General features: G+C 42.1%; 14 protein-coding genes. 12 read left to right on the top strand and 2 right to left on the bottom strand.

All coding sequences use genetic code 11. From position 1 onward, the window contains the following. Positions 1-5: 5 nt before the first annotated feature. Entirely contained in the window at positions 6-536 is a 531-nt protein-coding gene (locus QRN39_RS13765; RefSeq protein WP_050944447.1) for a DUF2529 domain-containing protein, read from the bottom strand. Positions 537-713: 177 nt separating this feature from the next. Between QRN39_RS13765 and QRN39_RS13760 the strand changes: the two genes are divergently transcribed. The 10 genes from QRN39_RS13760 (at position 714) to QRN39_RS13715 (ending at position 11106) form a co-directional block, all read left to right on the top strand. Beyond that, complete coding sequence (locus QRN39_RS13760; protein WP_284907582.1) at positions 714-1091, top strand: response regulator; 378 nt, start codon at positions 714-716, stop codon at positions 1089-1091. Between the two features lie 178 nt (positions 1092-1269). Continuing rightward, complete coding sequence (locus QRN39_RS13755; RefSeq protein ID WP_003214879.1) at positions 1270-2127, top strand: class II fructose-bisphosphate aldolase; 858 nt, start codon at positions 1270-1272, stop codon at positions 2125-2127. A gap of 112 nt (positions 2128-2239) precedes the next feature. After that, on the top strand, positions 2240-2878 hold the full coding sequence (fsa, locus tag QRN39_RS13750) for a fructose-6-phosphate aldolase (protein ID WP_003215343.1): 639 nt from the start codon (positions 2240-2242) through the stop codon (positions 2876-2878). Between the two features lie 247 nt (positions 2879-3125). Further along, entirely contained in the window at positions 3126-4415 is a 1290-nt protein-coding gene (locus QRN39_RS13745; RefSeq protein WP_003214820.1) for a UDP-N-acetylglucosamine 1-carboxyvinyltransferase, read from the top strand. 32 nt (positions 4416-4447) lie between these two features. Further along, a complete protein-coding gene (gene glpX, locus QRN39_RS13740; RefSeq protein WP_003214904.1) occupies positions 4448-5413 on the top strand; it encodes a class II fructose-bisphosphatase in 966 nt (321 codons plus the stop codon). Positions 5414-5777: 364 nt separating this feature from the next. Then, entirely contained in the window at positions 5778-7061 is a 1284-nt protein-coding gene (rho, locus tag QRN39_RS13735) for a transcription termination factor Rho (RefSeq protein ID WP_003215202.1), read from the top strand. 130 nt (positions 7062-7191) lie between these two features. Further along, positions 7192-7392: a 50S ribosomal protein L31 gene (gene rpmE, locus QRN39_RS13730; protein WP_003215407.1), complete on the top strand. Its 201-nt coding sequence runs from the start codon at positions 7192-7194 to the stop codon at positions 7390-7392. 87 nt (positions 7393-7479) lie between these two features. Then, a complete protein-coding gene (locus tag QRN39_RS13725; RefSeq protein ID WP_003214626.1) occupies positions 7480-8082 on the top strand; it encodes a thymidine kinase in 603 nt (200 codons plus the stop codon). A 278-nt stretch (positions 8083-8360) separates the two neighbouring features. Beyond that, a complete protein-coding gene (gene malS / locus QRN39_RS13720) occupies positions 8361-10061 on the top strand; it encodes an oxaloacetate-decarboxylating malate dehydrogenase (RefSeq protein WP_003215037.1) in 1701 nt (566 codons plus the stop codon). Between the two features lie 88 nt (positions 10062-10149). After that, entirely contained in the window at positions 10150-11106 is a 957-nt protein-coding gene (locus tag QRN39_RS13715; protein ID WP_003214757.1) for an AEC family transporter, read from the top strand. A 35-nt stretch (positions 11107-11141) separates the two neighbouring features. On the opposite strand, the gene racA is transcribed toward QRN39_RS13715, so the two are convergent. After that, a complete protein-coding gene (gene racA, locus QRN39_RS13710; protein WP_284907431.1) occupies positions 11142-11690 on the bottom strand; it encodes a chromosome-anchoring protein RacA in 549 nt (182 codons plus the stop codon). A gap of 210 nt (positions 11691-11900) precedes the next feature. Here racA and prfA point away from each other — a divergent pair, with 210 nt between their 5' ends. After that, the gene (prfA, locus tag QRN39_RS13705) at positions 11901-12968 is read left to right on the top strand and encodes a peptide chain release factor 1 (RefSeq protein ID WP_050944445.1); all 1068 of its coding nucleotides are present in this window, start codon (positions 11901-11903) and stop codon (positions 12966-12968) included. Further along, entirely contained in the window at positions 12958-13842 is an 885-nt protein-coding gene (gene prmC / locus QRN39_RS13700; protein WP_284907430.1) for a peptide chain release factor N(5)-glutamine methyltransferase, read from the top strand. The genes prfA and prmC overlap by 11 nt, the downstream gene beginning before the upstream one ends. Positions 13843-13927 lie beyond the last annotated feature (85 nt).

Here is a 13927-nt window from a genome sequence, read left to right as displayed (position 1 = left end):
TTTTTTTATTCATATTCCTCAACGATTTCTTTCACAGTAAACGATAGAGCGTGGTAGACGTATAAGCATGTCATTAAAGCAGGATAACCGAACCTTGTTCCGTCATCAGCGGGCACAAGCGGTTTCTTGAGCTGAAAATCAATATGGACATCACAAAGCTCTTCAATCATGGACGGCTCCTTTTGTGCCGGCCCGACACCAACAACGGGCGTCCCTTGCGCGTGCAGTTCTTTTACAAGAGATTGAATCTCCTCGTCTTCTGGGTCTGAATAAAATAGCAGCACTCTATCGCTTGGATGAAGCAAGCTGCGCTCCATTTGATCAAGCGGCAGCACTTTCGCACCTGGAAATGGCTCCTTGCTTTCAGTTGCCTCTAGGGCTACAGCAGCCAGTTCATTCTTCCCGTGAAAATAAACAGCATGTCCACTGACAATGGCTTGTGCAAGAAGGCGTGCACCATCCTCGATCGCTTCAGCCTGCTTTTCTCCAATACGTGAAAAAATACCTGATAACTGGGTCGTGAAAATTTTTAACAAGACTGATTTCCTCCTTCGGTCAGATCATTTTATAATAGAATATAAAGAGAATATTAGGAAAAATGCTCAGAAAATGTCGTAAAGTAAACTATTATAAATAAAGGAAATGTGAAAATCAAACAGAATTATTTAACAACAGCTCTTTTTATGGCGAAAAATGAAAGCAATGGGGTGTAACTGATGAATGAGAAAATTTTAATTGTCGATGATCAATATGGTATTAGAATATTATTGAATGAAGTGTTTCATAAAGAAGGCTATCAAACCTTCCAAGCAGCGAATGGACTTCAGGCGTTAGATATTGTGAAAAATCATAGACCAAACCTTGTGCTGCTTGATATGAAGATTCCCGGAATGGATGGAATTGAAATTTTAAAACGCATGAAATTAATTGATGAAGACATCCGTGTCATCATTATGACAGCCTATGGCGAATTAGACATGATCCAAGAATCCAAAGAACTCGGTGCTTTGACGCACTTTGCGAAACCTTTTGATATTGATGAGATCCGAGATGCTGTCAAAGAATACTTGCCGCTCGAAACAAATGGGTAGTTGGAAATGATTGAATCGAGTCATTCTGTTGCCGATTTGTCGAATAATTGGTATCCTAGATAAGAAGAAGAAAGCGATCTGACTTTGAAAGTTTACATATGGCGAGAAATTCTGGTCATGCTAGGGTGGAGAGCTTTTTTTAGTAAGCAAATTAGCTACATAGGGAGGATTTTTCATCATGCCTTTAGTTTCAATGACAGAAATGTTGAAAGACGCAAAGGAAAAAGGTTACGCTGTTGGACAGTTTAACTTAAATAATTTAGAATTCACGCAAGCGATTTTACAAGCTGCTGAAGAAGAGAAATCTCCAGTTATCTTAGGAGTATCTGAAGGAGCAGGACGCTACATGGGCGGCTTCAAAACAGTTGTCGCAATGGTTAAAGCGTTAATCGAAGAATATAATGTAACAGTTCCTGTTGCGATTCATTTAGATCACGGTTCAAGCTTTGAATCTTGTGCAAAAGCAATCCATGCAGGATTTACTTCTGTCATGATCGACGCTTCTCACCATCCATTCGATGAGAACGTAGCAACAACTGCGAAAGTAGTTGAGCTTGCTCATTTCCACGGTGTATCTGTAGAAGCTGAGCTTGGAACTGTTGGCGGACAAGAAGACGACGTCATCGCTGAGGGCGTTATTTATGCTGATCCAAAAGAGTGCCAAGAGCTTGTAGAACGCACTGGCATTGACTGCCTTGCACCTGCATTAGGTTCAGTACATGGTCCATACAAAGGTGAACCAAACCTTGGTTTCACTGAAATGGAAGAAATTGGTAAAATGACAGGTCTTCCACTTGTTCTTCATGGCGGAACAGGTATCCCAACTGCTGACATCAAGCGCTCAATTTCACTTGGTACAGCTAAAATCAATGTAAACACTGAAAACCAAATTGCTTCTGCGAAAGCAGTACGCGAAACACTTGCTGCAAAAACAGAAGAGTATGATCCACGTAAATATCTTGGACCAGCTCGTGACGCAATTAAAGCGACTGTTATCGGCAAAATGCGTGAATTTGGTTCTTCTAACCAAGCATAATTTGATGAGAACCGAAAGCCGCCTGAGTCACAGGCGGTTTTCTCCATATCTTGAGAAAGCGCAATCAAAATTTACATTTCAGACAATTTATTGATAGGAGAGTGGCACGGTTATGTTATTTTTCGTAGATACAGCGAATATCGCAGACATCAAAGAGGCGCACGAGCTTGGCATTTTAGCAGGCGTCACAACAAACCCTAGTTTAGTAGCGAAAGAAAAGGACGTATCATTCCACGACCGTCTTCGCGAAATCACTGACGTGGTATCAGGTTCTGTCAGTGCGGAAGTCATTTCCCTCAAAGCAGAAGAAATGATTGAAGAAGGAAAAGAGCTTGCTGCCATCGCACCAAATATCACGGTTAAAATTCCAATGACAACAGATGGTCTTAAAGCTGTCAAAGCGTTAACAGACCTTGGAATCAAAACAAACGTTACTTTGATTTTTAGTGCAAACCAGGCACTTCTTGCAGCTAGAGCTGGTGCGACGTATGTCTCTCCATTCCTCGGCCGCTTAGATGACATTGGCCAAAATGGTCTCGATCTCATCAGCGAAGTGAAAACCATTTTTGATGTTCATGGCTTAGATACACAAATCATTGCTGCATCCATTCGTCATCCGCAGCACGTGACAGAAGCTGCACTTAGAGGTGCTCATATCGGCACAATGCCGCTGAAAGTCATCAAGCAGCTGACGAAACACCCATTAACGGATGCGGGCATTGAGCAATTTTTAGCAGATTGGAATAAATAAGTGATTGTGGCAGGCGGGATTGTCTCCTGTTTGCCGCAGTTTTCCTTAAAAACGCTAAGAAATGTTTTGTGCAAAGAAGAGAACATCACAGCCTCGCAAAGCTTCGATTATTTTTCTTCCGACAAATTTCGTTTAACCTGTATTCTTTCTCTTGATATTGGCTAAATTTTGGACAAGACCTTTTAAAGCGCGACATCCACAAACAGTATAACTCCAACAGTGATCTTCTTTAAGAAGGGAGACAAATATGGAAAAGTTAAACATTGCCGGCGGTGACCCCTTACGCGGGACCGTACATATTAGTGGTGCGAAAAATAGTGCAGTGGCACTGATTCCTGCCACGATTCTCGCTGATTCTCCAGTAACGATTGAGGGCCTTCCGCATATTTCAGATATTGACACATTACGAGATCTGTTAGAAGAGATTGGCGGAAAGGTCACGTTTGAAAAAGGTGAAATGGTTGTCAATCCTGCTTCCATGATCAGTATGCCTCTTCCTAATGGGAAAGTGAAGAAACTGCGTGCGTCTTATTATTTAATGGGCGCTATGCTGGGAAGATTCAAGCAGGCTGTCATTGGGCTGCCAGGAGGGTGCCACTTAGGACCTAGGCCGATCGATCAGCATATCAAAGGCTTTGAAGCACTCGGAGCCGAGGTGACAAACGAGCAGGGTGCCATTTATTTGCGCGCTGAAAAATTAGTCGGAGCCCGTATTTACCTTGATGTGGTCAGTGTAGGTGCGACCATCAATATCATGCTGGCAGCCGTACTGGCTGAAGGAAAAACGGTCATTGAAAATGCCGCAAAAGAACCCGAAATTATTGATGTAGCGACACTGCTTGCAAGCATGGGAGCCAAAATCAAAGGTGCGGGTACTGATGTGATTCGAATCGAAGGTGTAGAATCTCTTCATGGCTGTAAGCATTCCATCATCCCTGACCGTATAGAAGCAGGCACATTTTTAATTGCTGGTGCTGCGATGGGAGATGAAGTTGTACTTGATAATGTGATCCCAACTCATTTAGAATCAATTACGGCGAAACTTAGAGAGATGGGGTTCACCATTGAAACGAGCAACGATCAAATGCTGATCGTTGGCAGAAACGAAGGACTCAAGCCTGTCGATATCAAAACCCTTGTGTATCCGGGCTTTCCGACGGACCTTCAGCAGCCGATGACGGCGCTGTTAACAAAGGCGAAAGGCACGAGTGTGGTCACAGATACGATCTACTCAGCCCGCTTTAAGCACATTGACGAATTGCGCCGAATGGGTGCAAACATGAAGGTCGAAGGAAGATCTGCCATTATCACTGGACAAACGCAGCTTCAAGGAGCAAAGGTGAAAGCAAGTGACCTGCGTGCAGGTGCTTGTCTCGTTGTTGCAGGGCTAATGGCAGACGGTGTGACCGAAATCACAGGGCTTGAACATATAGACAGAGGATATAGTTTGCTTGAGAAGAAGCTTGAAGGCTTGGGTGCAACCATCTGGCGTGAAAAGCTGAGTGACCAAGAAATAGAAGAACTTCAAAATTCATAAGGCTTTGACTGTGAGAGGAGATTTGGACAAAAATGGAAAGAAGTTTATCGATGGAACTAGTACGGGTGACAGAAGCAGCCGCATTAAAATCTGCTCGTTGGATGGGAAGAGGATTAAAAGACGAAGCGGATGATGCTGCAACAAGTGCAATGCGTGATGTATTTGATACCATTCCGATGAAAGGAACAGTGGTCATTGGCGAAGGGGAAATGGACGAAGCACCAATGCTTTATATTGGGGAAAAGCTTGGGAACGGATACGGACCTCGCGTGGATGTAGCTGTTGATCCATTAGAAGGAACAAATATTGTGGCAAGTGGCGGCTGGAATGCCTTAGCTGTTATTGCAGTTGCAGATCATGGCAACTTGCTGAATGCACCTGATATGTACATGGATAAGATCGCAGTAGGTCCAGAAGCGGTAGGCTGCATCGACATTGAAGCGCCTGTCATTGACAATCTTCGCGCTGTAGCAAAAGCAAAAAACAAAGATATTGAAGATGTGGTTGCAACGATTTTAAACAGAGATCGACATGAGAAAATCATTGCTGAACTGAGAGAAGCAGGAGCAAGAATCAAACTGATCGATGATGGTGACGTTGCAGGAGCCATTAATACAGCATTTGATCATACAGGTGTTGATATTCTATTTGGTTCAGGCGGAGCGCCCGAAGGTGTTCTTTCTGCTGTTGCGTTAAAGGCACTTGGTGGTGAAATCCACGGAAGGCTTCTTCCTCAAAGTGAAGAAGAACTAAGACGCTGTGAGAAAATGGGGCTAGATGTTGGCAAAGTCCTAAGAATGGAAGACCTCGTGAAAGGCGACGACGCCATTTTTGCAGCGACTGGTGTAACAGACGGTGAGCTATTAAAAGGTGTTCAATTCAAAGGCTCTGTTGGAACAACACATAGCGTTGTTATGCGTGCGAAATCAGGTACAGTTCGTTTCGTAGACGGCAGACATAGCTTAAAGAAAAAACCGAATCTTGTCATTCGTCCGTAATCTGAAAGCGGGTATTCATTACCCGCTTTTCATATAGGTGTCAAATGTATATCATTTTCTTTTTAAAGTTGAATATTCTCTGCAAATGAGGTAAAACTAAAGAGTGCTGCGAAATTTTCTGCGAATTTACTTCTTTTAAGCTTCAACAAGTTTAAATACTGCCGCATCATGACGATATACTCATTATCCTTCTCTATGTTGACAAAGCTCGAGTTCACATTGTTCCTATCTTTACGATAAAACGAGTGGGAGCGTTACCATGAGAGCGAGGTCATTCCAACAAAAACGGAATTAAAAGCTAATCAAATACAATGGTCATGCATTTGTAATGAAATACATTGACTAGAAAAGTGTGGTGTCCATATTGAAAGATGTTTCGATTTCATCTTTGGAAAATATGAAATTAAAAGAGCTGTATGAGCTAGCAAAAAAGTACAAAATCTCTTATTACAGCAAACTAACAAAAAAAGAATTAATTTTTGCCATTTTAAAGGCGAACGCTGAGCAAGAGGATCTCTTATTTATGGAAGGGGTTCTTGAAATTATTCAGTCTGAGGGATTTGGTTTCTTAAGACCAATTAACTACTCCCCAAGTTCTGAAGACATTTATATTTCAGCTTCACAAATCAGACGCTTTGATTTGCGAAACGGAGATAAGGTGTCTGGAAAGGTACGACCTCCAAAAGAGAATGAACGCTACTATGGCCTCCTTCATGTCGAAGCGGTAAATGGGGACGACCCAGAATCAGCTAAGGAACGTGTTCACTTTCCTGCACTCACGCCGCTATTCCCTGATCGTCAAATGATTCTTGAAACACAGCCTAATCACCTGTCTACTAGAATTATGGATATGATGGCGCCAGTTGGGTTTGGGCAGCGTGGTTTAATTGTTGCACCGCCTAAGGCTGGGAAAACCATTTTGCTCAAAGAAATTGCCAACAGCATTTCTGAAAATCACCCAGAGTCAGAGCTGATTGTCCTTTTAATTGACGAACGCCCAGAGGAAGTAACAGATATCGAACGTTCTGTTGCAGGGGATGTTGTTAGTTCAACCTTTGACGAAGTACCGGAAAACCACATTAAAGTAGCAGAGCTTGTATTAGAGCGTGCCATGCGTCTTGTCGAACATAAGAAAGATGTTATCATCTTAATGGACAGCATCACAAGGCTTGCTCGTGCGTACAACCTTGTCATCCCGCCAAGCGGCCGAACGCTTTCCGGCGGTATTGATCCAGCGGCTTTCCACCGTCCAAAACGCTTCTTTGGTGCTGCGCGTAACATTGAAGAAGGCGGAAGCTTGACGATTTTAGCCACTGCGCTCGTTGATACGGGATCACGTATGGATGATGTGATTTATGAGGAATTTAAGGGAACGGGGAACATGGAGCTTCATTTGGACCGCTCTCTTGCAGAAAGAAGAATTTTCCCAGCAATCGACATTCGTCGTTCTGGTACGAGAAAAGAAGAACTGCTTGTACCAAAAGAGCATCTTGATCGTTTATGGGCGATGAGAAAATCGATGTCAGATACACCTGACTTTGCTGAGAAGTTCATGCGCAAAATGAGAAAAACAAAGACAAACCAAGAATTTTTCGATATTTTAACGCAAGAATGGAAACAAGCGAACATGTCTGCATCAAGAAGATAGCTTGTTGAAAAAATACATTTGCAATCATAGACTCACACTGTTATAATTTCATCATGTGCGTTTCAGAATTTATTCTGAGATATTAACTCTGTTTCCGAATTGGATTCAGGGCGGAAGGAGATGACAGTAGATGAAAACAGGAATTCATCCTAACTACAAAAAAGCTACAGTCAAATGCGCTTGTGGAAATGAGTTTGAAACTGGATCAGTAAAAGAAGAGGTACGCATCGAGATTTGCTCTGAGTGCCATCCTTTCTATACAGGCCGTCAAAAATTCGCTTCTGCTGATGGACGTGTTGACCGCTTTAACAAAAAATACGGTCTTAAGTAATAATAGATACAATAAACAGGCAGGAATCCGTTCTTGCCTGTTTTTTTACGTGGATTGATGGAACTTTAAAACGGGGGAGAAGACCTTATGTATGTGATGAAACAAAGCGGTTGGCTTGAAGTCATCTGCGGAAGTATGTTTTCTGGAAAGTCGGAAGAATTGATTCGGAGAGCCAAAAGGGCCACCTTTGCCAAACAAGAAGTAAAAATATTCAAACCAGCGATTGATAACCGATATAGTACAAGCTCAGTTGTTTCACATAACGGTTCATCGGTCGATGGGATTGCAGTAGCCTCACCAAAAGACATAATAACGCACATATCAGAAAGAACCGATGTCATTGGCATAGATGAGGTGCAATTTTTTGATGAGACAATCATTGACATTGTCACTCAATTGGCTGATAAAGGTTACCGAGTCATTGTTGCAGGCCTTGATCAAGACTTCAGAGGAGAGCCATTTGGTGTTGTTCCGCATTTAATGGCATGTGCAGAGCTTGTAACAAAACTTCAAGCAGTTTGTTCGGTATGCGGCTCCCCAGCGAGTAGAACACAACGCTTGATCGACGGTAAACCCGCATCCTATGATGATCCCATTATTTTAGTAGGTGCGCAGGAATCATACGAAGCACGATGCAGACATCACCATGAAGTACCAAGACTTGACGTTGGTACAACACTTGACAATTAAAAAATAGCAAATGCCGCTGTGTTTCGTTTTTTGAGATTTTGGCTGAACACCCATCATTTGTACTTAAATAAATTAAATAACGCTACGAAAAAATTATCTAATTTTCAACGCTTGCGTTTTAGTATAAGCAGGCATAAAATGACTAACTGTAGTGTAAAGCATTTTAACGAAAAGTTCGATTTCTTGTCATAATTTTTTTGATTAAGGATTATTCTCCTTAATCGTTCTTTAAATTAATAGTTCACTTTATTTATATTTTAGAAAGAGGGTAGTTTTTGATGAACAACGTGAAGAAAACAAAAGAAGGGTACCTCGAAACCACTTTGACAGGTAAAGATGTATTATCGATTCCAACGTTGAACAAAGGCGTTGCTTTTTCTGAAGAAGAAAGACAAGAGCTTGGACTAGAAGGCTTACTTCCTCCAACTGTTCTCACTTTAGAACAACAAGCGGAGAGAGCGTACAAGCAATTCCTAGCACAGCCAGATCGTCTTCGTCAAAACGTATACTTAAGTGATTTGCAAAACCGTAACGAAGTATTGTTCTATAAGCTTATATCAGACAAGCTTCGTGAAATGCTTCCTGTTGTGTACACACCAACTGTTGGTGAAGCGATTCAAGAATACAGCCATGAATACAGAAGACCTCATGGTGTCTATCTTTCAATCGAGAACATTGACGGCATTGAGAAAGCATTTGAAAACTTACATGCAACAGCAGGAGATATCGACCTTATCGTAGCAACTGACTCTGAGAGCATTCTTGGAATTGGTGACTGGGGTGTTGGTGGTATCAACATCGCAATTGGTAAATTAGCTGTTTACACGGCTGCTGCAGGTATTGATCCAAGCCGCGTGATTCCAGTCGTATTAGATGTTGGAACAAACAATGAAAAATTATTGAATGATCCATTATACATTGGAAACCATCACAAACGTGTACAAGGTGAAAAATACGAAGAATTCATTGATGCATATGTAAAAGCAGCGCTTAAATTCTTCCCGAAAGCATTGCTTCACTGGGAAGACCTTGGAAACAAAAACGCGCGTAATATCATGAAAAAATACAATGATAACATCTTAACATTCAATGATGATATTCAAGGTACTGGTGCCATTACTTTAGCGGGTGTTCTTGCAGCTGTCAAGAAAACTGGTACTCAATTGAAAGATCACCGTGTGATGATCTTCGGAGCTGGATCAGCTGGAATCGGAATCGCAGATCAAATGCGTGACACAATGGTTCTTGAAGGTCTAAGTGAAGAAGAAGCAAACAATGCTTTCTGGACTTTAGACTACAGAGGATTACTGACAGATCAATTCGAAGATGAAGTGTTTGATTTCCAAAAACCATACCTTCGTTCTTCTGATGAAGTAGAAGGCTGGGCACGTGATGAAAAAGGGCAAATCTCATTTGCTGAAACTGTTCGCAGGGTGAAGCCAACGATTCTAATTGGTACATCAGGTCAAGGCGGTGCATTCACTGAAGAAATCATTAAAGAAATCGCAGCACATACAGAGCGTCCAGTGATCATGCCAATGTCTAACCCAACACCACTTGCGGAAGCTGTTCCAGAAGATTTATTCAAATGGACAGACGGCCGTGCACTTGTTGCAACAGGAAGCCCATTCGAAAACGTTGAGTATAACGGAATTGAACATGAAATTGGACAATCAAACAATGCGTTCGTTTTCCCTGGACTTGGTCTTGGCTCAATCGTAACGGAATCAAAAATCATCACAAAAGGCATGTTCGTTGCTTCTGCAGATGCGATTGCTGAAATGGTTGATCATGATAAACCAGGTGCTGGTCTTCTTCCAAGCATTGATAAATTGCAAGAAGTTTCTATCAAAGTGGCCATTGAAGTGGCAAAAGCAGCAATTAAAGATGGTGTCGCAAGAAGAACGCCTGACGACATCGAACAAGCTGTGAAAGATGCAATGTGGATTCCTGAATATAAAAAAATTGTAAGAGCATAATAAATTGTGTAACGCGGCATTGTTTAGGGTAATTTAAACAATGCCGCAATAAATAGAAACTTGTAAGGATTTAAGGAGGAAGAGTAAGGTGGACTTTTTAAATATTTTGATCCTCCTAGCACCGATTTTTTTCGTTATCGCGCTGGGTTGGTTCGCAGGACACTTCGGTAGCTATGACGCTAAATCTGCAAAAGGTGTAAGTACACTTGTGACAAAGTATGCTTTGCCAGCGCACTTTATCGCCAGCATTCTGTCAACACCAAAAGATAAATTCTATAGTCAAATTCCATTTTTCGTTGCATTGATTTTAGGAATCGTAGGTTTTTATATCATTATCCTTCTTGTTACGAAATTTGCTTTTAAATACGATTTAACAAATTCATCTATTTTCTCGTTAAACTCAGCTCAACCGACCTTTGCATTTATGGGGATTCCAGTCCTAGGCAGTTTATTTGGGGCTCAAGAAGTTGCAATTCCGATTGCAATTACCGGAATAGTTGTAAATGCAATGCTTGATCCAATTGCGATTATTGTGTCAACTGTCGGTGAAAAAACAAAAGGAAAAGCCAAAGACGGCGAAAGTTTCCTTAAAATGACGACGAAAGCTATTTTGCACGGTTTATCAGAGCCGCTTGCACTTGCACCACTAGCAAGTATCATTCTTGTTCTTTTAGGATTTAAACTGCCTGAAATTGGACATGAAATGCTAGAGGAAATTGGAAGTGTTACGTCAGGGGTTGCGCTATTTGCAGTCGGTGTCACTGTTGGTATCCGTAAAATTAAATTAAGCCTACCAGCATTCAGTATCGCATTGCTAAAAGTAGCTGTACAACCATTGCTTATGTATTTTATCGCCATTTTCATGGGTCTTTCGGCTGATGAAATTACAAAAGCTGTATTACTTGTTGCCTTCCCAGGCTCAGCTGTTGCAGCCATGATCGCAACCCGATTTGAAAAACAAGAAGCAGAAACTGCATCCGCATTTGTGATCAGTGCAATCATGTCATTAATTTCATTACCGATCATTATTGCACTTACCTCATAATAAAGTAGAAAGGCTGCCTCATGAGGCAGCCTTTCTTAGCGAAATGAATGAAACAGAGGGAAGAGCGCACGCTTTTTTTTGATGTCAGTGTGCGTGATTTCCTTTTTTTCTTCTATTTGAGAGGGTTGTTTCAAGCTCGCAGCAAGACGCTCAAGTTTAGTGGTGAGATCTTCAATTTCTCTACGGTGCTGGAGCAGCTGATAGGATACACCTTCATCTGCTTTTTTAGCCAGTTTCCGTTCGAGTTCTTGCAGTCGTTTTTCTACATCAGTGCTGTGCAATTGCTGCTGAACGAGCTGATTCACCTGCTTTTCCAATGCTTCGATCCGTTTTGTGGAGGCATCAGTTTCTGCAGCAGGCGATAACTGTTGAACGGTTTCCGTGTGGATTGGCAGTCGAATGTCTTGAAGGATCACACCTTCACTCATTTGGTGTTTGACTTCTTTGAGAAGCTGTACAATATCTTCATGAAATTCATAATGTCCAAGTTCATTCCGGGCGACAGGGATGTTGAGCTGTTTAACCCAACGCTGAATCGTTTTTGAAGAAACGCCAATTTCTTTTGCAACCTCATTTGTATTCAAACCAAATGCCCTCCCTTTTTTCAATTATAAGTACCATTCTCTTCAAGAAGGAACTGTTCCTTCACGTTAGACAAAACAAGTAACCAATCGCCAAAGATCGTGTTTTCTAGCGGAAAATTGCAGAAAATCAATTGTTTTGGAAATTTTTTTGACTGTCATACCCCGCTATACTATAATTAGACTGTTACGCACAAAACAGAGGTGAAGACCATGTTAGACCGTTTAAAATCAATTGAAGAACGCTATGAAAAGCTAAATGAATATTTAAGTGACCCTGAAGTGGTGAACGACCCTAAGAAGCTTCGTGAATATTCGAAGGAACAATCTGATATTCAAGAAACTGTTGAGGTATATAGACAATATCGTGCGGCATACGACCAGTTGAGCGAAGCGAAAGCAATGCTGGAAGAAAAGCTGGATGCCGAGATGCGCGACATGGTCAAAGAAGAAATTTCAGAGCTCACAGAGGAAACGGAACGTTTAGAAGACGAGCTGAAAATCTTGCTGATCCCGAAAGATCCGAATGACAACAAAAACGTTATTGTGGAGGTTCGTGGTGCAGCAGGGGGAGAAGAGGCCGCGCTTTTTGCTGGAAACCTTTACCGTATGTACAGCCGTTATGCTGAAATGCAGGGCTGGAAAACAGAAGTAATGGAAGCGAATGTGACTGGAACTGGCGGTTATAAAGAGATTATCTTTATGATTAGCGGGAAAGGCGCATATTCCAAACTAAAGTTTGAAAACGGTGCACACCGCGTGCAGCGTGTTCCGGAAACGGAATCAGGCGGACGGATTCATACATCAACAGCGACAGTTGCTGTCTTGCCCGAGGCTGAAGAAGTTGAAATCGATATCCACGAAAAAGACATCCGTGTAGATACTTTCACATCAAGCGGGCCTGGCGGACAAAGTGTTAACACAACCATGTCTGCTGTTCGATTAACTCACCTTCCAACAGGCGTGGTTGTTTCCTGTCAGGATGAGAAATCACAAATCAAAAACAAAGAAAAAGCCATGAAAGTATTACGTGCGAGAATTTATGATAAATTCCAGCGTGAAGCACAGGCTGAATATGATCAAACGCGTAAATCTGCTGTTGGAACAGGGGATCGTTCAGAGCGTATCCGTACGTACAACTTCCCACAAAACCGTGTAACAGACCACCGCATCGGATTAACGATTCAAAAGCTTGATCAAATTTTAGAAGGAAAACTTGACGAGGTCATAGATGCATTAATTATGGAAGACCAAGCAAGAAAGCTTCAAAATGCAAAATAATCAGCGTACCAACTTTGAAGCCCTTAAATGGGCTTCTTCTTTGTTAACGGAAGCCAGTAGAGACCAAAACGCAGCAGAGCTCCTTTTGATGCATGTACTGGACTTAAGCAGAAGTGAACTTCTTGCACGTTTTCATGATCAGCTGCCAGAGGAGCAAGATCGGTTATTCAGCGAGTTTGTCACGCAGCACAAGAAAGGCGTGCCTGTTCAGCATCTAACAGGTATTGAATTTTTTTACGGCCGTCCCTTCGAGGTGAACAAACATGTTCTCATTCCTCGCCCTGAAACGGAAGAGGTCGTTTTGGCGGCACTGAATTTGATGAGTGACATCTTCCCGCACGATCAGCCGCTTCAAGCAGTAGACGTTGGCACCGGAAGCGGGGCAATTGCGATTACGCTCGCTCTTGAAAAAGAAACACTATCTGTCACAGCAACGGATATTTCACATGAAGCACTTGCGGTAGCAAAGCGGAATCAGCAAGCGCTAGGTGCAGACGTCCATTTTTTACAAGGGGACTTACTCGAACCTATCAAGGATCAGGGCATCAAAGTGGATCTGTTTATTTCCAATCCACCTTATATTGCGGCAGAAGAAATGGACAGCTTGTCAGAGGTGGTTACGAAGCATGAGCCAGTAAATGCGCTGACAGATGGACGTGATGGTCTGTGGTTTTATAAGCGTCTCATTCATGATCTTCACCATGTACTTCATAAGCAGGCGGTCGTTGTCTTTGAAATTGGACATACGCAAGGGCAAGATGTAAAAGCACTTCTCTTGCAGTCATTTCCCGCGGCAGATGTCCGCATCGTCAAGGATATTAACGAGAAAGACCGAGCTGTTTGCGCACACATTCAAAACGGAAAGTCCGGCTGAATAAAGTCGGACTATTTTATTATGTAAAGATGAAACTTATGGTAAAAGAGAAACGTATATATAGAAGAATGAACATTCTGATCAT

It is taken from the genome of Bacillus sp. lyk4-R2A-2, from assembly GCF_030209735.1.
GTDB lineage: Bacteria > Bacillota > Bacilli > Bacillales > Bacillaceae > Bacillus > Bacillus pumilus.
Note: the sequence above shows the minus strand (reverse complement) of the source record. Positions and strands in the feature narration are given on the sequence as shown.